Here is a 20078-nt window from a genome sequence, read left to right as displayed (position 1 = left end):
TTCGTATCGAGCGGTCTGTGGGCGTGGAGCTCACAGATGTCGGTAGACGTCCTGCAGGGTCAGGCCCTTGGCCAGCATCATCACCTGCAGGTGATAGAGCAGCTGCGAGATCTCCTCGGCGGCGTTCTCATCCGACTCGTACTCGGCGGCCATCCAGACCTCGGCGGCCTCTTCGACGATCTTCTTGCCGATGGCGTGCACGCCGCGGTCCAGCTGTGCGACGGTGCCCGAGCCCTCGGGACGTGTCAGTGCGGTGTCGCTGAGCTCGGCGAACAGCTCGTCAAATGTCTTCACCCCTCCAGGCTAGCCGCTCGCGCACGCTGCCGGAGACCTGTGACGGCAGCGGCGATGTCGTCGGCTCCGTACACGGCGGATCCGGCGACGAAGGTATCGGCCCCCGCCTCGGCGGCCTGCGCGATGGTCGCCTCCGAGATCCCTCCGTCGACCTGCAGCCAGACGTCCGATCCGCGGCGGGTCGCCTCCTCGCGCAGTGCCCGCAGCTTGGGCATCATCTCGGGCATGAAGCTCTGTCCGCCGAAGCCCGGTTCGACCGTCATCACGAGGATCTGATCGAATTCGTCGAGGATCTCGTACAGGGCGTCTCCCGCGGTGCCCGGCTTGACGGCCACCCCGGCACGCGACCCGATCGAGCGCAGCCGTCGCGCCAGTGCGACCGGGTCGGCGGCGGCCTCGAGGTGGAAGGTCACGCTCGCGGCCCCGAGCTCGGCGTACCCGGGCGCCCACCGGTCGGGGTCGGTGATCATCAGATGCACGTCGAGCGGGATCGGGCTGGTCGCCTGGATGCGCTCGACCATCTGCGGACCGAAGGTGAGGTTCGGCACGAAGTGGTTGTCCATCACATCGACGTGCGCGAAGTCCGCCGTGGCGATGCGTGCCAGGTCGGCCTGCATGTTGACGAAATCGGCGGCGAGGATGCTCGGATTGATGCGCGGATTCATCTCTCTCCTTCGGGAGCGCGCTGCAGCAGCGCGAGGAACATGGCGTCGGTGCCGTGGCGGTGCGGCCACAGCTGAGCGCTGAGCGACCCGGGTGCTCCCGGTTCGCCGGTGGTGCGCGCGGCGAGGTCGATCGGCGAGACGGCGACGTCGGCGAGAACGGCACGGGTGTCGAGCTCGATGAGATCGTCACGTCGGCGCAGCACCTCGGTGACGACCCCGGTCGTCTCGGCCAGGTGCGGCGAGCAGGTGGCGTACGCCACGATGCCGCCCGGCGCGAGGGCATCCGCCGCCGCGTCCAGCAGCTGCGTCTGCAGCGACACGAGTTCCGGCACGTCGGACGGAGACTTGCGCCAGCGCGCCTCCGGGCGGCGGCGCAGCGCGCCCAGCCCGGTGCACGGCGCGTCGACGAGGATCCTGTCGAAGGCGGCGGGATGCTGTGCCGCGAAGGTCCTACCGTCCTCCTCGTGCACGGGCACATCGATCGGGAGGGGCCGTACGGCGTTCCGCACCAGCCCCGCACGGGCCGGGACGACCTCGTTGGCCTCGAGTGCGGCTCCGGCGGCATGGGCGAGGGCGGCGAGCATCGCCGTCTTGCCGCCGGGGCCGGCGCACAGGTCGAGCCAGCGCTCCCCCGCTCGTGCCGGCGCGGCCGCGCCGAGTGCGAGTGCGACCAGCTGCGAGCCCTCGTCCTGCACGCGGATCGCGCCGCCGCTGCCGGCGAGCACCTCGCGCGGATCACCGCCGGGCGATCCGAAGGCGGTAGCGGCGTACGGCCTGCGCGGCTGCCCTGGCTCCGCGAGTCCGGGCAGCGCCGCGAGGGTCACCTCGGGCGACGTGTTGTCGGAGACCAGCAGGTCATCGAGCTCATCGGCGCGTCCCTCGGCCGCCAGCGCGCGCCGCAGCGCACGGATCACCCAGACCGGGTGCGCGCTGCGCAGCGCGAGCCGCTCGTCATCCGAGCGCGCCGCGCTCTCGATCCGCGCCTGCCAGGTGCCGGCGGCGTCACGGCTGATGCGCCGCAGCACGGCGTTGGCGAAGCCGGACGCCCCGCGTCCCACCTCGGCGGCCACCAGGTTCACCGATTCGTTGACCGCCGCGTGCGGTGCGACGCGAGTGGCGAGCAGCTGATGCGCACCGAGCCGCAGTGCGTCGAGCACGGCGGGATCGATGTCCGCCACAGCACGGCCGGCGGCCTCGGCGATGATCGCGTCATAGGTGCCTCGGCGACGCAGCGTTCCGTAGGTGAGCTCCGTCGCCAGGGCGGCGTCCTGAGCGTTCAGATCGGCGTCGCCGATCAGCTTCGGCAGCAGCAGGTTGGCGTACGCATCGTCGTCGGACACGGCGCGGATGACGTCGTAGGCCACCCACCGCGCCGGCTGGATCTTCGGTCGGCTCATGAGCCCGCCCGCAGTTCGTCGTGGCCGTGCAGTCCGCGCCACCAGTCGGTGGCGCTCATCGCGCCCTTTCCTGCGGGCTGCACGCGGGTGACGGCGAGAGGATTCGAGGCGGTGCCGATCAGCACCGCGGTCTTGGTGCCCTGCAGCTCTCCCGGTGCAAGCGCGGGTGAGTCGGATGCCGCCGGCTCCGCGGCCAGGATCTTCAGCCGGGCGCCGTCGATGGTCGTGTGCGCTCCGGGTTCGGGGGTCACTCCGCGCAGGCGGGCGAAGATCATGCCCAGCGGCTGCGACCAGTCGAGCAGCCCGTCCTCGAGACTCAGCTTCGGTGCGAGGGTGGGCTCGCCCGATTGCGCCGTCGCCACCGCGGATCCCTCGCCGATCGCATCGACCACGTCAGCGGTGAGCACGGCGCCGTCATCTGCCAGAACGTCGAGCACGACGTCTGCGGTGGCATCCGACGGCACGGGAACCGGGCGCATCGCGAACACGTCGCCGGCGTCGAGCTGCGGTACCAGCTGGAACACGCTCACGCCGATCTCGGCGTCGCCGGCGATCAGCGCGCGCTGCACCGGGGCGGCACCGCGCCAGCGCGGCAGCAGCGAGAAGTGCAGATTGATCCATCCGTGCACCGGTGCCGAGAGCAGCGGTTCGCGCACGATCCCTCCGTACGCCACGATCACGCCGAGGTCGGCGTGCAGTGCGCTGATGCGCTCGGTCACCTCGGCGTCGAGCCGTGCGGCCTTGATCACCGGCAGTCCGAGTTCATCGGCGGCGGCGGCGACCGGTGATGGGGTCAGCACCCTCTTGCGGCCCAGTGGCGCGTCGGGGCGGGTGACCACCGCGACGATCTCGTGTGTGGCGGCGAGGATGCGGAGCGTCGGAACCGCGACGGCAGGGGTGCCGGCGAAGACGAGGCGCATGAAGGTTCTCCGGAGGGTGGTGTGGTCAGAGGTCTGGTTCGAGGATATCGAGGTGCACGGCCAGCGGGATCCGCGTCCGTGCCCGGCCTCGACGGCTCTGCGCGGCTTCGGCGATCACCGATGCGCGCAGCCGGGTTGCGACGGCCTGGCCTGCGGCGTAGCCGAACCGCACCAGTGCCCGCATTCGCCCCTCGTCGCCGATCGGCACTGGACCGAGCACGGCTTCCCCGCGCACGCCGAGCTCGGCGACGGCGTCCAACGCCGCACGCACCGATGCCGGGAGTCCATCGATCTGCGCCATCCGCGTGGTGGGCGGCATGTGCAGTGGCGCGCGCGCCTCGAGCTCGCTGCGTGCGTAGGCAGCAGGGGTCCATGTCGCCAGTGCTCTCGCCACCGGACCGTTCACCCCGACGAGGTGCACGGGGGCGCCCGGTGCGGCAAGCGCGGCCGCGTTGCACCACCATCGCAGGCACGATTCGCCGATCCGCAGCTCGGGGGCCTGCAGCATCCGAGCCCCGTCCAGCAGGATCACCGCGCGGTATCCGCCCGCGGCGATCGGCTCGGCACCGCGTGTCGCGACCACGAGCGCCGGCTTCGCATCGACGTGCTGCACGGGGTGCGCGCCGTCCGAGACGATCACGCGCACACCGGGAAAGGCGCGCCCCAGTTCGTCGGCCGTGCGTTCCGTGCCGGACGAGGCGAGCCGCACCTGGTCCGACTCGCACTGCCCGCATCGCCAGGAGTTCGCCGACCGGCCGCACCAGCCGCACACCGGCACGGCGCCGCGCCGGCGGGCGCCCAGCGGTCCCCCGCAGTGCAGACACCGCGCCGGAGCACGGCACGTCGCGCACACCAGACTCGGCGCGAAGCCGGGGCGGGCGACCTGCACGAGCACCGGGCCCTCCGCGGTGGCGGCTCGCGCCGCGGCAAAAGCACTCGAGGGCACACGCTGAGTGGTGTGCTCCAGCTCCTGCGGCGTGCTCAGGCGCACCTGCGGGATCGTGCGTCTGGTCGCGGTGACATCCTGCATCCACCCGCCCACGACCAGCCGCTCGGCATCGGTCGTGCGGGTGTGGCCGACGAGCAGCAGCGCGCTCTGCTCCTGCTCCTGGCGGACCAGGGCCGCGTCGCGGGCATGCACGTACGGGGCCAGCGGCTCGGCGAGCAGCGGGTCACCGTCATCCCACACCACAACCAGGCCGGCCTGCACCGGCGAGTACACCGCCGAGCGGTTGCCGACCACGACGCAGGGGGCGTCATCGAGCGTGCGCAGGTAGGCGCGGTAGCGATCGGAGTTGCTCTGCCGGGCGTCGTGGCGCACGACGGCCTCGGCCGGCAGCAGCTCCGCCAGGGCGGCCAGCAGCAGCTCCTGGTCGCGGTAGTCGGGCACGATCAGGATGCTGGAGCGCGTCCGCGCCCATTCGAGCGTCGCCGCCGCGGCGAGCAGAGTCGCCCAGCCGGGGGCATCCCCCTGCTGCACGGGGATCGCCTCCACGGCCGCCCGTCCGCCATCATCAAGCACCGCATCGAGACCGTCGTAGGCGCCGACGACTTCACGGGCGCGGCGCAGCGCGCTTTCATCGACGTCGGGAACCTGAGTGACGGGCTGCCAGGACTTCTCGACGCGCACCTGCCGCTTGGGGATCGCAAGCCGCAGCACGTCCGACGCCGACCCGGCCGCGCGGTCGGCCACCCGCCGCGCGAGCCGGTACAGCCGATCGGGCAGCACGACGACCGGTGACACGACGCTCTCGATCTCGGAGAGGGGCCGCGAGGCGTCGGGCTCGCTGTCGATCTCGATGACGAAGCCGTCGACGACCCGGCCCGCCGTGCGCAGCGGGGCCTTGATGCGCGTCCCGGGCGAGACGTCGCCGAGCTCATCGGGCACGGCGTAGTCGAACAGCCGGTCCAACTGCGGCAGCGGAGAGTCGATCAGCACCCTCGCGATGCGCCGCCCTGTCTCAGCCGCAGGGGCCTGCGCCGGGGCCGCGGCCTCGGTCACGGCGGTCTCAGACGCCGGCGGCGCGGCGCAGCTCGTCCGCGCGCGTGGTCTGCTCCCAGGTGAAGTCCGGCAGCTCGCGGCCGAAGTGCCCGTAGGCGGCGGTCTGCGCGTAGATGGGACGCAGCAGGTCGAGCTCCTCGATGATCGCCTGCGGACGCAGATCGAACACGTCGGTGATCGCCCGGGTGATCACCTCGTCGGCGACCTTGCCGGTGCCGAACGTCTCGACGTACAGACCGACCGGTCGCGCCACGCCGATCGCGTAGGCGACCTGCACCTCTGCGCGATCGGCGAGTCCCGCGGCGACCACGTTCTTGGCGACCCAGCGCATGGCGTAGGCGCCCGAGCGATCAACCTTCGACGGGTCCTTGCCGCTGAACGCGCCACCGCCGTGGCGGGCGGCCCCGCCGTAGGTGTCGATGATGATCTTGCGTCCGGTCAGGCCGGCGTCGCCCTTGGGCCCGCCGATCACGAAGGGTCCTGCGGGGTTGATGTAGTACTTCAGATCGGATGCCAGGTCGAGGCCGGTCTGTGCCAGCACCGGGTCGATCACCTTCTCGCGCACGGCGTCGCGCAGATCCTCCTGCGAGATCTCGGGGTGGTGCTGGGTCGACAGCACCACAGCGTCGACCGTCTTCGGCGTGTGTCCCTCGTAGCCCAGCGTCACCTGGGTCTTGCCGTCGGGGCGCAGGAAGTACAGCTCACCCGATCGCCGCACCTCGGTCAGCCGCTCGGCGATGCGATGCGCCGTCCAGGCGGCCATGGGCATCAGTTGCGGAGTCTCGTTGGTTGCGAAGCCGAACATGATGCCCTGGTCACCGGCGCCGAGCAGATCCCTCGGGTCGGTGGAGCTGCCCTCGCGGTGCTCCTGGGCCTGGTCGACACCCGAGGCGATGTCGCTGGACTGCTCCCCCACCGAGATGCTCACACCGCAGGACGAGCCGTCGAAGCCGGTGTCGCTCGAGGTGTAGCCGATGCCGTTGACCACGTCGCGGACGATGGTCGGGATGTCGACGTAGCCCTCGGAGCGGATCTCGCCGGCGACATGCACCAATCCGGTGGTGACGAGCGTCTCGACGGCGACGCGGGACCCGCGGTCGACCGTCAGCAGCCCGTCGAGGATGCTGTCCGAGATCTGGTCGCAGATCTTGTCGGGGTGGCCCTCGGTGACGGATTCGGACGTGAACAGACGCAGCGCGCTCATCGGTGCTCCAGATCGGAAGATTCGGGCGGAGCCGGATTCGGCTCGACGCCAGTGTGCATGAAGCCGCCGACATCCGGTGACGGACGTCGGCGGCTCACAGGGTGATCGTCACTCGGCGTGACGGATGCGGAGCTTGTCTTCGTTGATCTCGTGCAGGGCGATGGTGAGGGGCTTGTCCTCCACCGACGAGTCGACGAGCGGTCCGACGTTGTCGAACAGGTTGCCCTCGTGCAGGTCCGAGTAGTAGTCGTTGATCTGGCGCGCGCGCTTCGACGCGTAGATGACGAGCTCGTACTTCGACTCGACGCGCTCGAGCAGGTTGTCGATGGGCGGGTCGATGATGCCCTGGTTGGTTCCGGCCATGGTGGACCTCCTGGTCAGGCGGCGATGTCGTCGATTACGACGTGCCGCGAAATCGGTGGATGCGCGCGAGCGGGGTCAGTGCGCAGAGCCTGAGGACAATTCTACGACCTCTTCGGCCGCGCTGGCGACGTCGGCGTTCACGACGAGGTAATCGAACTCGTTCTGGGCGGCCAGTTCGGTGCGCGCAGTGCGCAGTCGGCGGGCACGCTCCTCGTCGCCCTCGGTGCCGCGTCCGACCAGTCGGTTCACCAGTTCGTCCCACGTCGGCGGGAGGAGGAAGACGAGGGATGCCGCCGGCTCGGCCGCCCGCACCTGCCGTGCCCCCTGCAGGTCGATCTCGAGCAGCACGGTCTTGCCGGCCGCCAGCGCCGCGTCGACCGGACCGCGCGGGGTGCCGTAGCGATACCTGTTGTGCACGGTCGCGTGTTCGAGCAGTTGCCCGGCGGCGATCAGACGGTCGAACTCGGCGTCGTCGACGAAGTAGTAGTGCACGCCGTCGACCTCGCCGGGGCGCGGCGCACGGGTCGTCGCCGACACCGAGAGGTGGATCTCGGGGTGGGTCTCGCGGATGTGTGCGGCGACAGTGCCCTTGCCGACGGCGGTGGGTCCGGCCAGCACCAGTAGCCTGCTGCGCGCGGCGCGCGGGCGGTGCGGCGGGAACCGCTCGTCGAGCCACCCGGCGAGGGCGGCACGCTGCCGCACGCCGAGACCGCCGAGCCGTTTCACGGCCGAGATGCCGAGTTCGTCGAGCACGCGATCGCGCTTTCCGGCGCCGATCGCGGGAAGCGCCATCAGGAAGTCCGTGACCCGCATGGTCGCGGCATCCGAGTCGGGCTCCTCAATGGCCTGGCGCAGCACACTCTGCGGCGCGGTCACCCGCGACGTGAGGTCGCGCTTCAGCGACGCCCGCGCACGGCGGCGCTCGAGTGCCCGCCGCGACGCGGCGGCACGGTCGACCTCGGGTACGGCACGGCGTTCAGCCACGAAGAACCTCCTGGTAGCGCGCTCCACGCGCGGTGATGGCCTCGGCGATGTCGTCGGGTCCGGCGCCGAGGATGCTGCGGCTCTCGCTGGCGAGGACGTTGTGCGAGAGCATCCCGAATCGCGCGACGAGCTCCTCGGGTTCGACACCCTGGGCTCCGAATCCCGGAGCCAGCACCGGTGTGCGCTGCAGCCCGGCCTCGTCGAGACCGAACGCCGCACGGTCGACGGTCGCGCCGATCACGAGCCCCACCGGCCCCAGCCCGCCCGCGAAGGCATCCGAATCGTTCACCCACGTGACATCCCGCGCGACACGACGTGCCACGGTCTCGCCCTCGCCGGCGGCGACGTCGACGGTCTGCGCGGTCTGCAGGGCGGCAGCCTCGGGGTTGCTGGTCGCGGCCAGCACGAACACGCCCTTCTCAGCGCGCACGGCGGCGGTGAGGGTCTCACGCAGCGATTCCGGCCCGAGGTAGGGGCTGATCGTCACGGCATCCGCCTCGAGCGGAGACCCCGGCTCGAGCCATGCGGACGCGTAGCCGGCCATGGTCGAGCCGATATCCCCCCGCTTGGCGTCGGCCAGCACGAGCAGGCCGGCGGCACGGGCCGCCGCCGTGACGTCCTCCAGCGCGGCGAACCCGCGTGATCCGAACCGTTCGAAGAACGCCACCTGCGGCTTGACGACGCCCACCCGGCCGGCGGCGGCCGCCACGACGCGCAGACCGAAGGTGCGCACGCCGTCGGCGTCCTGCGCCAGGCCCCACTGCTCGAGCAGCGCGGCATGCGGGTCGATCCCCACGCACAGCGGGCCGTGCGTGTCGAGAGCCGTCCGCAGGCGGGCGCCGAATGACTGCGTCACGCCGACGCCCTGCGGTCGAGTTCGTACTCCTGCAGGCTGCGCACCTCGAAGCCGTCGTGCGCGGCATCCATTCCGCTCACCGCCGCCCCGAGCACGGCCATTGTGGTGAACAGCGCCTTGTCGGCGGCGACGGCTGCGGCACGGATCTCGTACCCGTCGGCGCGCGCCGCACCCCCGCTGGGGGTGTTCACGACGATGTCGATGCGGCCGTCGTTGATGAGGTCGACGATGTTCTCGCCGCCGCCGTCCTGCGTCTCGCTGAACTTCGACACCACCGTGACGTCGATGCCGTTGCGGCTGAGGATCTCGGCGGTCCCCTCGGTCGCGACCAGGGTGAAACCGAGCTGCTGCAGACGGTGTGCGGGCAGGATCACGGCGCGCTTGTCGGCGTCCGCCACCGAGATGAACACGGTGCCCGAGGTCGGCATGCCGCCGTACGCGGCAGCCTGGCTCTTCGCGAAAGCGGTCGGGAAGTCGCGGTCGATGCCCATCACCTCGCCGGTGGAGCGCATCTCGGGGCCGAGCACCGAGTCGACGACCTTGCCGTCGTGCGTGCGGAACCGCTTGAAGGGCAGCACCGCCTCCTTCACCGCCACCGGCGCGCCCAGCGGCACGCGTGAGCCGTCCTGTGCGGGCAGCATGCCCTCGGCGATGAGCTCGGCGACAGTGGCGCCCGCCATGATGCGGCTGGCGGCCTTCGCGAGCGGGATGCCCAGCGCCTTCGACACGAACGGCACGGTGCGGCTGGCGCGAGGGTTCGCCTCGATCACGTAGAGCACCCCGGCGCTGATCGCGAACTGCACGTTGAGCAGGCCTCGGACGCCGACACCCTCGGCGATCGCGAGCGTGGCCTCTCGGACCCGGTCGATGTCGGTGCGCCCGAGTGAGACCGGCGGCAGGGTGCAGCTGGAGTCGCCGGAGTGGATGCCGGCCTCCTCGAGGTGCTCCATGACGCCGCCGATGTACAGGTCGGTGCCGTCGTACAGTGCGTCGACGTCGAGCTCGATCGCATCGTCGAGGAAGCGGTCCACGAGCAGCGGCTTGCCCTCCTCGATGATGACCTCGCCGGCCGTGCGCACGAAGTAGTCGCGCAGCGACGCGGTGTCGTACACGATCTCCATGCCGCGGCCGCCGAGCACGAAGCTGGGGCGCACCAGCACCGGGTACCCGATCTCCTCGGCGATGCGCACGGCGCCGTCGACGTCGATCGCCGTGCCGTTGCGGGGAGCGACGAGGTCGGCATCGTCGAGCAGGCGCGCGAACAGCTCGCGCTCCTCGGCGAGGTCGATCGCGTCGGGGCTGGTGCCGAGCACCGTGTAACCGGCCGCCTCGATGCCCTTGGCGAGACCGAGCGGGGTCTGACCGCCGAGCTGGCACACCACACCGAGGATGCTGCCGCTGCGCGCCTCGGCGTCGAGGACCTCGAGCACGTCCTCCAGGGTCAGCGGCTCGAAGTACAGGCGGTCGGAGGTGTCGTAGTCCGTCGAGACCGTCTCGGGGTTGCAGTTGACCATCACGGTCTCGTACCCGGCATCCGACAGCGCGAACGACGCGTGCACGCACGAGTAGTCGAACTCGACGCCCTGCCCGATACGGTTCGGCCCGGAGCCGATGATGACCACCTTCGTGCGATCGCTCGGCGCGACCTCGTTCTCGAAGTCGTAGCTGGAGTAGTGGTAGGGCGTCAGCGCCGGGAACTCCCCCGCGCAGGTGTCGACCGTCTTGTACACCGGGCGCACATCGAGACCGTGGCGGATGCCGCGGACCTCGGCCTCATCCAGGCCGCGCAGCTGCGCGATCTGCGCGTCCGAGAAGCCGTGCTCCTTGGCGTGACGCAGCGCGGCCGCATCGAGCTCGGCCGCGCCGGTGACGGCATCGGCGACCTCGTTGATCAGCACGATCTGGTCGAGGAACCAGGGGTCCATCGCCGTGGCGTCGAACGCCTGCTCGATCGTCGCACCCTTGCGCAGCGCCTGCTGCAGCACGACGATGCGCCCGTCGGTGGGGGTCTTGGCGATCTCGAGCAGCTCCTCGACGGAGCGATCCTCATGGCCCCAGTGGAAGCTGGACCCGCGCTTCTCGAGCGAGCGCAGCGCCTTCTGCAGCGCGGTGGTGTAGTTGCGGCCGATCGCCATCGCCTCGCCGACCGACTTCATGGTGGTCGTGAGCGTGGCATCCGCCGCGGGGAACTTCTCGAACGCGAACCGCGGCACCTTGACGACCACGTAGTCGAGCGTCGGCTCGAAGCTCGCGGGCGTCACGCCGGTGATGTCGTTGGGGATCTCGTCGAGGCGGTAGCCGAGCGCCAGCTTGGCGGCGAGCTTCGCGATCGGGAAGCCCGTGGCCTTCGACGCCAGTGCCGACGAGCGCGACACCCGGGGGTTCATCTCGATGACGATGATGCGGCCGTCGGCGGGGTCGACGGCGAACTGGATGTTGCAGCCCCCGGTGTCGACGCCGACCGCGCGGATGATGTCGATCGAGATGTCGCGCATCTTCTGGAACTCGCGGTCGGTCAGCGTTAGCGCCGGGGCGACCGTGATCGAGTCTCCGGTGTGCACACCGACCGGGTCGACGTTCTCGATCGAGCAGACGACCACCGTGTTGTCGGCGGTGTCGCGCATCAGCTCGAGCTCGTACTCCTTCCACCCGAGGATCGACTCCTCGAGGAGCACCTCGTTCGTGGGCGAGTCGTGCAGTCCCGCACCGCCGATGCGGCGCAGGTCCTCCTCGTCGTAGGCGAAGCCCGAGCCCAGACCGCCCATCGTGAAGCTGGGGCGCACGACCAGGGGGTAGCCCAGTTCGGCCGCACCGGCGAGCAGCTCGTCCATCGAGTGGCAGATGACCGACTTCGCGACGTCGGCGCCGGCCTCGATGACCAGCTCCTTGAAGATCTGGCGGTCCTCGCCCTTGCGGATGGCGTCGACCTTCGCGCCGATCAGCTCGACGTCGTACTTGTCGAGGATGCCGCGCTCGTGCAGCGCCATGGCCGCGTTGAGGGCGGTCTGTCCGCCGAGGGTCGGCAGGATGGCATCCGGCTTCTCCTTCGCGATGATCGTCTCGATCACCTCGGGGGTGATCGGCTCGATGTACGTCGCGTCGGCGAAGTCGGGGTCGGTCATGATCGTGGCCGGGTTGGAGTTGACCAGGATGACGCGCACGCCCTCCTCACGCAGCACACGGCAGGCCTGGGTGCCCGAGTAGTCGAACTCGCAGGCCTGGCCGATCACGATCGGACCGGAGCCGATGACCAGGACGGAATTGATGTCGTCGCGCTTCGGCATTACTTGTTGCCCTCCTGCATGGATCCCTGAGCTTGGGTCGCGATGACGAGATCGCGGAAGCGGGTGAAGAGATAGTGGGCGTCGTGGGGTCCTGCCGCCGCCTCGGGGTGGTACTGCACGGAGAACGCCGGGATGCCGTGGGCGCGGAGGCCTTCGACGACCTGATCGTTGAGTCCGACGTGGCTGACCTCGACGGGGCCGTAGCCGTGTGGGCTGTCGAAGACGCCCTCCAGGGGCGCCTCGACGGCGAAACCATGGTTGTGGGCGGTGATCTCCACCCGACCGGTCGCCTTGTCGAGCACGGGCTGGTTCAGCCCGCGGTGACCGAACTGCAGCTTGTAGGTGCCGAGGCCGAGGGCCCGGCCGAACAGCTGGTTGCCGAAGCAGATGCCGAAGTAGGGCAACTTCGCGTCGAGCACCTCGCGCAGCACGGCGACCTGCTTGTCGGAGGCCGAGGGGTCGCCGGGCCCGTTGGAGTAGAACACGCCGACCGGTGAGGTCGCCTGGATCTCGGCGAAGGTCGCCGACTGCGGCAGCACGTGCACGTCGAAGCCGAGGGCTGTGAGGTTGTCGAGGGTGGACTGCTTGACCCCGAGGTCGATGACGGCGAGGTTGCCGATGCGCTCGGCGGTCGCCGGCAGCAGGCGGGCCTTGGTCACCGAGACGGTGGCCGAGAGGTTCTGTCCGGCCATCTGCGGGGCGTCGGTCACCCGTCGCAGCTGCTCCTCGGCGTCGAGCGCGGCGTCGGGACCAGAGAAGATGCCGCCGCGCATCGCGCCGGTGTCGCGGATGCGGCGGGTCACCGCGCGGGTGTCGATGCCGCTGATGCCGACGATCCCGTCGCGGACGAGAGCGTCATCGAGCGACTCCTCAGCGCGCCAGTTCGAAACCCGACGTGCGGGGTCTCGCACGATGTAGCCGGCGACCCAGATCTTCGACGACTCGTCGTCTTCGGAGTTCATTCCGGTGTTGCCGATGTGCGGCGCCGTCTGCAGCACGATCTGGCCCGCGTACGAGGGGTCGGTCAGGGTCTCCTGGTAGCCGGACATGCCGGTGGCGAAGACGACCTCGCCCAGGGTTGTGCCGCGCGTGCCGTACGCACGCCCGATGAAGCGGGTGCCGTCCTCGAGGACGAGTACGGCGGAGTCCGAAGTGAGGGTGGTCAAGGGTTCTCTCCATTCTCCGGGGCTGCGCACAGGCGCTGGAGCCCCGGAAGGATCTGCTGAGGATCGGCCGAGATCGGCCGGATGTAGGAGTCGACGCTGGCGGCGTCGGCCACGCGCCACACGAGGCGGATGAGCCCGTCGGGTTCGACGACGCGGTCGATGGTCACGGTCGCGCGATCGACGGCGGTCAGCCGCTCGGAGGCGAGGAACACGGTCGGCGCGCCATCGAGGCTCAGGGCGATCCCGCGGTCGGTGAGCACGAGTTCACCCCGCGCGCGATAGGTGAGCGGACGCACCGCGACGCGCTCGAGAGGCTCGTCGTGCCGGGTCGTCGCGACGTACAGGATCTCGTGACGCCCGGTGACCTCGGCGTGCTCGGGCACGCCGATCGGTGCGACCAGACCGGCGTCCCGGCGCAGACGCGCACGCCAGGCGAAGAACATCGTCAGCAGCACTGCCGCGGCGATGACGGCCATGATCAGGCCGGCGAGCTCGCGCGTCATACGCGGTCCTCCCCGCTCGTGATGCCCTCGACGAGCGCGCCGCCGTCGAGGGTCACGACGCCACCGTGGATGGTCCACTGCACGCGACCCGGAAGCTCGCGTCCGAGGTACGGCGAGTTGTGGCTGCGGCCGTGCAGATCGGCTTCGGTGAAGACGCCGGGGATGCTCGGGTCGTACAGCGTCACGTGCGCGGGCCTGCCCACCTCGAGCGTGCCGAAGCCCTCGAGCTGTCCGATGCGCGCAGGCGTCGTGCTGAGCACGCGCGCGACATCGGCCCAGTCCAGCATCCCGGTGTCCACCATCGAGGTGTGCACGACGCGCAGGGCGCTCTCGAGGCCGACCATGCCGTTCGCCGCGGCTTGCCACTCACACGCCTTGTTCTCGGCGGGGTGCGGTGCGTGGTCGGTGGCGACGATGTCGATCGTGCCGTCGGCGAGTCCCTCACGGACGGCCATCACGTCCTCGCGCGTGCGCAGGGGTGGGTTCACCTTGTAGCGCGCGTCATAGTCACGGACCAGTTCGTCGGTCAGCAGCAGGTGGTGCGGGGTGACCTCGGCGGTCACGTTGATGCCGCGCTTCTTGGCCCAGCGGATGATGTCGACGCTGCCGGCCGTGGACAGGTGGCACACGTGCAGGCGGGATCCGACGTGTTCTGCGAGCAGCACGTCGCGCGCGATGATCGACTCCTCGGCGACCGCGGGCCAACCGGTCAGTCCGAGCTCGGCCGACACGATGCCCTCGTTCATCTGCGCGCCCTCGGTCAGACGCGGATCCTGCGCGTGCTGCGCGATGACACCGTCGAAGGACTTCACGTACTCGAGCGCGCGGCGCATGATCAGCGGGTCCCAGACGCAGAAGCCGTCATCGCTGAAGACGCGGACCTTCGCGCGCGACGAGGCCATGGCGCCGAGCTCGGCGAGACGCTCGCCCTTCTGACCGACCGTCACGGCGCCGATCGGCTGCACGGTGGCGTAGCCGGCCGCCTCGCCCAGGGCGAGCTCCTGCTCGACGACGCCGGCGGTATCGGCGACCGGCTGTGTGTTGGGCATCGCGAACACCGCGGTGAAACCACCGGCGGCCGCGGCACGGGTACCCGTGAGTACCGTCTCGGATGCTTCGAAGCCCGGCTCGCGCAGGTGGGTGTGCAGGTCGACGAGTCCGGGCAGGGCAACCAGCCCCGCGGCGTCGATCACGCGCGCACCCGATCGGCTCAGGCCGGTTCCGATCTCGGCGATGACGCCGTTCTCGATGACGATGTCGGCGCTGTCGCGGCCGAGCAGCTGGACTCCTCCGATGACGAGGGTCTGGCTCATTTCACTTCCCCTCGTTCTTTCCGACTTCGTCTCGCTCGCCCGCCAGCAGCAGGTACAGCACGGCCATGCGCACCGAGACGCCGTTGGCCACCTGCTCGAGTACCGTCGAGCGGGGCGAATCGGCGGCTTCGGAGGAGATCTCCAGGCCGCGGTTCATGGGTCCGGGGTGCATGACAATGCTACCGCTCGGCAGCGATGCCGCCCGCACGGCGTCGAGACCCCAGAGCCTGGAATATTCCCGCTCAGTGGGGAAATACGCGGCGTGCATGCGCTCGGCCTGGATGCGCAGCATCATCACGGCGTCGGGCCCTTCAGCGAGTGCCGCGTCGAGATCGTAGAGGACGCGCACCGGCCACTGGCTGACGTTCTGCGGCACGAGCGTCGGCGGCGTCACGAGGGTGACGTCAGCGCCCAGCAGCGACAGCAGCCACACGTTCGATCGCGCAACCCGGGAGTGCAGCACATCGCCCACGATCGTCACGCGCAGACCCGAGAGGTCCCGGCCGCGGCTGTCGGCGCCGAACCGGCGCTTGCGGATCGTGAACGCGTCGAGCAGGGCCTGAGTGGGATGCTCGTGGGTGCCGTCGCCGGCATTGAGCACGCCCGCCGAGATCCAGCCGCTGGTCGCCAGCGTGCGGGGTGCGCCGGAGGCCGGGTGGCGGATCACGACAGCATCCGCTCCCATCGCCTGCAGGGTCTGCGCGGTGTCCTTCAGACTCTCGCCCTTCGAGACGCTGGAGCCCTTGGCGGCGAAGTTGATGACGTCGGCCGAGAGGCGCTTCGCCGCGGCCTCGAACGAGATCCGGGTGCGCGTGGAGTCCTCGAAGAACAGGTTGACGACGGTCTTGCCGAGCAGCGTCGGCAGCTTCTTGACCTGCCGGGACTGGGTGTCGGACATGTCCTCGGCGACGTCGAGGATGCGGAGTGCCTGGACTCGGTCGAGCGTGCGGGTGTCGAGCAGGTGCCTCATGATTCGATCGTCACCTCATCGGCGCCGTCGAGCTCGCGCAGGCGCACATTGACGCGTTCCTGGCGGGAGGACGGGATGTTCTTCCCGACGAAGTCGGGACGGATGGGCAGCTCGCGGTGACCGCGGTCGACGAGGATCGCCAAGCGCACGGCGGCGGGCCGACCGATCGACTGCAGCGCATCGAGGGCGGCGCGGATGCTGCGGCCCGAGAACAGCACGTCGTCGACGAGCACGACCGTCTTGCCGTCGATGCCGCCGGCCGGGATGTCGGTGCGCTTGGGGGCGCGCGTCGGATGCTGGGAGAGATCGTCGCGGAACAGCGTGATGTCGATCGAGCCGACGGGGATCTCGACGCCGGCGATGCCGGAGATGACCGGGCCGAGCCGGTCGGCGAGAGTCACGCCGCGCGTCGGGATGCCGAGAAGGATCAGGCCTTCCGCGCCGCGGTTGGATTCGAGGATCTCATGGGCGATGCGCGTCAGGGCGCGCGTGATATCGGCTTCTTGCAGCACTGTGCGTGCAGACAACGGCCACTTCCCTTCTCCGCCTCACAGGACGGTGTTAAAGGTGGTGATGGCTCCAGTCTAGCCCGGGCCGTGCCGGCTGCTGCGCACGATGCCGTGCACGGGAGCAGGCTCGTTACCGAGTACAGGCTGCTTTCGCCGGATTCAGCCTGTGCTCGTGAAACAGCCTGTGCTCGTTGACGCGCGCTGCCCCTCGGATACCCTGATCGGATGCCGGCTCTGCGACGCCTGACCTTCGTGCGTCACGCGATGCCCGAAGTGGATTCAGCGTCGCCGCCGAGCGCGTGGCCGCTCAGCGACGCGGGTGTCGCCGCAGCCGCTGCCATGGTGCTAGAGGTCGACGCCGGCACGATCGTGGTGTCGAGCCCTGAGCGCAAGGCGCGGCAGACGGCCGCGCTGGCGGTCGGTTCGTCGATCGCGCAGATCCCGACCGATCCGCGCCTGCGCGAGGTGGATCGCGTCGAGCGGGTGCACGACGGCTTCCGCGCGGCGCGTGCTGCGTGGGTCGCCGGCGACCTCGACGATCGTCATGCCGGGTGGGAGCCGCCGGATGCCGCCGCGCAGCGCTTCCACGACGGACTGCTCGCCCACGCGGCCGAGCACCTGATCGTCGGCACGCACGGCATGGTGCTGACGGCGTGGATGGTGGCGCAGAGGCAGGTGCCGCCCGGCGACGCCGCCGTCACCTTCTGGAACGCTCTGCAGTTCCCCGACATCGTCGAGATCTCCGCGCCGCTGCTGCGAGTCAGGGCTGTGCTGTCGGATGCTGAGGGTCGGTTCGTCCTGATCAAGCGCACTCGTGCGGGTCAGGAGCCGTACTGGACGACCCCCGGTGGTGGAGTCGAACCGATGGACGCGTCACCCGCGGACGCCCTGCGCCGCGAACTGCGCGAGGAGCTGGGCGCGGAGGCCGTGATCGGCGAGATCCTCCATGAGCGCCAGCTCGACGGCATCCGATCGGAGATCTTCTGCGCCGCCCGCCTCGTCAGCATGGATTCTTCGCTGCGGCACGGCCCGGAGCTCACCGACAGGTCCCGGGGCCGGTACGAAATCGAGCGCGTCTGCCCCGGCGATCTGCCCGGCCTCGACCTGCGCCCCGCCGAGCTCCAGGACCTGCTTCTGCGTTCCTGATCACTGACGCCCACGCGTCTCACGGGCGTGTCGCGCCCGCGACACGCCGAGCGTTCGCTCCGCCGTCAGTATTCCGGCACGGACCGCGCCCCGGAGGAGGTCGTCGAGCGTGAGCAGTCGGATGCTGGTATCGGCGGCCCTCAGGCGCCGAGCTGCAGCGCCTCGTCGGTGACCGGGTCGACCTTCTCGGCGCGGATCGCGTGGCCGGCGGTGGACAGGCACTTGCCGGTCTTCAGATCCCACTTCCAGTCGTGCATGCTGCAGGTGAGCACGCCGTCCTCGTCGATCTTGCCGGTGCGGGTCAGGTCTGCGCGCAGGTGCGGGCAGCGGCGCTGCACGATCCAGTCGCCGATCTCGGCGTCCTCGGTCTGGTCGGTCTGCTCCTGGTACCAGTTCTCGACGTACTCGATGCGATCCACCGAGAGGCACTTCAGGAACGTCGTCAGGAACTCGTTGAACTTGCCGCTGCGGCCCACCGAGAACTGCATCGACAGGAAGATCGAGTTCGACCAGTCGATCTCGTGGTCGCGGATGTTCGTCGAGACGAGGTCGGCGGGGATCGTGTACCAGTAGATGCACTCCTCCCCCGCGTACTCGCGCACCTTCGCCTTCGGGAAGTCGACGACCATGTCGAGGTCGCCGATGCGGAACCGCACGTTGCCGCCGACACCGAGACGGATCGTGCGCGACTTCTTCAGCAGCGGCTCCCACCACTCCTTGATCGCGGCGAGCATCTCGGCGGGCGAGATGATCTCCGCGCGGGTCGCCTCCTCGTCGATGATCTCCTGCTGACGGGTGGCCTTCTGCTCGGCGAGGTAGTCCCACTTCTCGTCGAAGATGTGGTCGATCTCGGCCTGCGTGTACAGCGACTGCGACACGGTCATCTCGCCGTGGTTCATCTCGACGACGGTGCCGGGGATGAACAGCTGCCCGTCGTACTGCGGTGCCTGCTCCTTCAGGTGCGCCAGGAACTCCTTCTGATCGGTGAAGATCGAGTCGTCGTCCTGACCGGTGCCGTTGTACCTGAACAGCTCCTCGCGCAGGAACATCGGCGGACCGGCCATCGGGAACACGTGCGGCGCGTCGACCTTCTCGATGTAGTACATCGCGCGCTTGTTCTGAGCTTCGCGCTTGAGTTTCGCGAAGTTCTGCTTGGCGTCCTGCGGCAGGTCGTAGACCATCGGCCACCAGATCGCGCCGGACACCTGCGTGAAGTACGCCTCGGGCTTGCCGAACGACAGCAGCGCCTCGAGATCGAGCGGGTGCGAGTCGTTCTGGTTCAGGATCGAGGCGGTGCCGTCGTCGACACTGAGAGACGAGTCGCCGATCGGTCCGTCGCTGGGTGCGCGCAGCGGGGTGATCATCATCTTCAGATCGCCGCGCTGCATGACCTGCCCGGCAGGCGCGTAGGTGATGTTGTCGTAGCCGAGCTTGCGGATGTCGACCTCGAGGTCATCGGTGACGTACTCCGGCAGCAGCACCTCGATGTCCTTGCGGATGTACTTCTCGAGCAGGCGCGGATCGAAGTGGTCACGGTGCCGGTGCGAGATGTACAGGAAGTCGGCGTCGCGGCCGAAGCGCTCCCAGTCGAGTCCGCGGTTGTCGGGGAACGGGAACCAGGATCCGAAGAACGACGGACCGAGCACGGGGTCGCAGATGATGTTGCCGCCGACCGTCTCGATGAACATCCCGGCGTGGCCGAGTCCCGTGATCCGCATTTCTCTCCTCCTGCTGTGGGCAGCCTCGATTCTACCGACGACCGACCTGGCGAGGGCTGGGATCAAGCCGGAGGTAATGGCACGAACCCGCGAAGATGGGCGAGACTGGGCGACCAGGGACGAGAGGGGTTGACGTGGACACACGCGCGGACGAACCCGAGCGCGGGTCGGCAGCGATCGAGCTCGGCTACCCGTTCACCGGTACATGGCTTGTTCAGAACAGTCCGTGGGACAGAATCCCCAGCCACGGCACATCACTGTTCGCGTCGTCGTACGCCATCGATTTCGTACCCGTGAACTCGGACGGTCGCTCAGCGCCCGTGACCCCCGCGACCTGGGTGCGTCCTGAACCCGTGGAACGCTTCCCCGGGTTCGGACGCGCAGTGCGCGCCCCGACCGAGGGGGTCGTGATTGCGGCAGCGCACGCGATGGTCGATCACCCCGCGTTCCGCGGCTTGCCATCCCTCTACTACGCCCTCACCCAGCAGCGCCGCGCCGCCTTGGGGTGGCCGGCGCTGGCTGGCAATCACATCATGCTGCGTGCTGGCGACATCGTCATCGCACTGTGCCATCTGCAGCGTGGCTCTGTCGCTGTCGAGGTCGGCCAGACGGTGCACACGGGCGACCCGATCGGGCGCTGCGGCAACTCCGGCAACAGCACGGAGCCTCACGTGCACATGCAGGCGTTCGCCGGGCCGCAACCGGAACGCGCGTCGCCGGTGCGCATGATCTTTCCCGGAGAGCCGCCGCGCAACGGCAGCATGCTGGACATCTGAGCGAGCTC

At 69.7% G+C, this 20078-nt stretch carries 18 protein-coding genes; 2 read left to right on the top strand and 16 right to left on the bottom strand.

From position 1 onward, the window contains the following. Positions 1-30: 30 nt before the first annotated feature. The 15 genes from WDU99_RS04290 to pyrR all read right to left on the bottom strand — a co-directional run bounded on the left by WDU99_RS04290 (position 31) and on the right by pyrR (position 16448). Positions 31-294: a phosphoribosyl-ATP diphosphatase gene (locus WDU99_RS04290; protein WP_337331208.1), complete on the bottom strand. Its 264-nt coding sequence runs from the start codon at positions 292-294 to the stop codon at positions 31-33. Further along, positions 291-959, bottom strand: coding sequence for a ribulose-phosphate 3-epimerase (gene rpe, locus WDU99_RS04285; protein WP_337331207.1), 669 nt, complete (start codon positions 957-959; stop codon positions 291-293). Before rpe ends, WDU99_RS04290 begins: the two co-directional genes overlap by 4 nt. Continuing rightward, on the bottom strand, positions 956-2356 hold the full coding sequence (locus WDU99_RS04280; protein WP_337331206.1) for an RsmB/NOP family class I SAM-dependent RNA methyltransferase: 1401 nt from the start codon (positions 2354-2356) through the stop codon (positions 956-958). The genes rpe and WDU99_RS04280 overlap by 4 nt, the downstream gene beginning before the upstream one ends. After that, positions 2353-3276, bottom strand: a complete 924-nt coding sequence (fmt, locus tag WDU99_RS04275; RefSeq protein ID WP_337331205.1) for a methionyl-tRNA formyltransferase — start codon at positions 3274-3276, stop codon at positions 2353-2355. Before fmt ends, WDU99_RS04280 begins: the two co-directional genes overlap by 4 nt. 25 nt (positions 3277-3301) lie before the next feature. Next, complete coding sequence (locus WDU99_RS04270) at positions 3302-5278, bottom strand: primosomal protein N' family DNA-binding protein (protein WP_337331204.1); 1977 nt, start codon at positions 5276-5278, stop codon at positions 3302-3304. A gap of 7 nt (positions 5279-5285) precedes the next feature. Continuing rightward, positions 5286-6482, bottom strand: coding sequence for a methionine adenosyltransferase (gene metK / locus WDU99_RS04265; protein ID WP_337331203.1), 1197 nt, complete (start codon positions 6480-6482; stop codon positions 5286-5288). A 108-nt stretch (positions 6483-6590) separates the two neighbouring features. Then, positions 6591-6845 (bottom strand): DNA-directed RNA polymerase subunit omega, encoded by a 255-nt coding sequence (gene rpoZ / locus WDU99_RS04260; protein ID WP_179410807.1) that lies wholly within the window; start codon positions 6843-6845, stop codon positions 6591-6593. Positions 6846-6920: 75 nt separating this feature from the next. Next, on the bottom strand, positions 6921-7829 hold the full coding sequence (gene gmk, locus WDU99_RS04255) for a guanylate kinase (protein ID WP_337331202.1): 909 nt from the start codon (positions 7827-7829) through the stop codon (positions 6921-6923). Next, the gene (gene pyrF / locus WDU99_RS04250; RefSeq protein ID WP_337331201.1) at positions 7822-8685 is read right to left on the bottom strand and encodes an orotidine-5'-phosphate decarboxylase; all 864 of its coding nucleotides are present in this window, start codon (positions 8683-8685) and stop codon (positions 7822-7824) included. Before pyrF ends, gmk begins: the two co-directional genes overlap by 8 nt. Then, positions 8682-11969 carry a carbamoyl-phosphate synthase large subunit gene (carB, locus tag WDU99_RS04245; RefSeq protein ID WP_337331200.1) on the bottom strand — a complete coding sequence of 1096 codons (3288 nt, stop codon included), beginning with the start codon at positions 11967-11969 and terminating at the stop codon, positions 8682-8684. The genes pyrF and carB overlap by 4 nt, the downstream gene beginning before the upstream one ends. Then, positions 11969-13135 carry a glutamine-hydrolyzing carbamoyl-phosphate synthase small subunit gene (gene carA, locus WDU99_RS04240; RefSeq protein WP_337331199.1) on the bottom strand — a complete coding sequence of 389 codons (1167 nt, stop codon included), beginning with the start codon at positions 13133-13135 and terminating at the stop codon, positions 11969-11971. Before carA ends, carB begins: the two co-directional genes overlap by 1 nt. Further along, positions 13132-13638, bottom strand: a complete 507-nt coding sequence (locus WDU99_RS04235) for a PH-like domain-containing protein (RefSeq protein ID WP_337331198.1) — start codon at positions 13636-13638, stop codon at positions 13132-13134. The genes carA and WDU99_RS04235 overlap by 4 nt, the downstream gene beginning before the upstream one ends. Further along, complete coding sequence (locus WDU99_RS04230) at positions 13635-14951, bottom strand: dihydroorotase (RefSeq protein ID WP_337331197.1); 1317 nt, start codon at positions 14949-14951, stop codon at positions 13635-13637. The genes WDU99_RS04235 and WDU99_RS04230 overlap by 4 nt, the downstream gene beginning before the upstream one ends. 1 nt (position 14952) lies before the next feature. Further along, positions 14953-15921, bottom strand: coding sequence for an aspartate carbamoyltransferase catalytic subunit (locus WDU99_RS04225; RefSeq protein ID WP_337331196.1), 969 nt, complete (start codon positions 15919-15921; stop codon positions 14953-14955). Next, complete coding sequence (pyrR, locus tag WDU99_RS04220; RefSeq protein ID WP_337331195.1) at positions 15918-16448, bottom strand: bifunctional pyr operon transcriptional regulator/uracil phosphoribosyltransferase PyrR; 531 nt, start codon at positions 16446-16448, stop codon at positions 15918-15920. Before pyrR ends, WDU99_RS04225 begins: the two co-directional genes overlap by 4 nt. 207 nt (positions 16449-16655) lie before the next feature. On the opposite strand from pyrR, the gene WDU99_RS04215 reads away from it, so the two are divergent. Next, positions 16656-17576, top strand: coding sequence for an NUDIX domain-containing protein (locus tag WDU99_RS04215; RefSeq protein WP_337331194.1), 921 nt, complete (start codon positions 16656-16658; stop codon positions 17574-17576). Between the two features lie 140 nt (positions 17577-17716). On the opposite strand, the gene WDU99_RS04210 is transcribed toward WDU99_RS04215, so the two are convergent. After that, positions 17717-19294, bottom strand: coding sequence for a Rieske 2Fe-2S domain-containing protein (locus WDU99_RS04210; RefSeq protein ID WP_337331193.1), 1578 nt, complete (start codon positions 19292-19294; stop codon positions 17717-17719). 353 nt (positions 19295-19647) lie between these two features. On the opposite strand from WDU99_RS04210, the gene WDU99_RS04205 reads away from it, so the two are divergent. After that, the gene (locus tag WDU99_RS04205; RefSeq protein WP_337331192.1) at positions 19648-20070 is read left to right on the top strand and encodes a M23 family metallopeptidase; all 423 of its coding nucleotides are present in this window, start codon (positions 19648-19650) and stop codon (positions 20068-20070) included. The last annotated feature ends 8 nt before the right edge of the window (positions 20071-20078 follow it).

Source organism: Microbacterium bandirmense (assembly GCF_037204185.1).
GTDB classification, from domain to species: Bacteria; Actinomycetota; Actinomycetes; order Actinomycetales; family Microbacteriaceae; genus Microbacterium; species Microbacterium bandirmense.
This window is presented reverse-complemented; position numbering and strand designations above follow the sequence as displayed.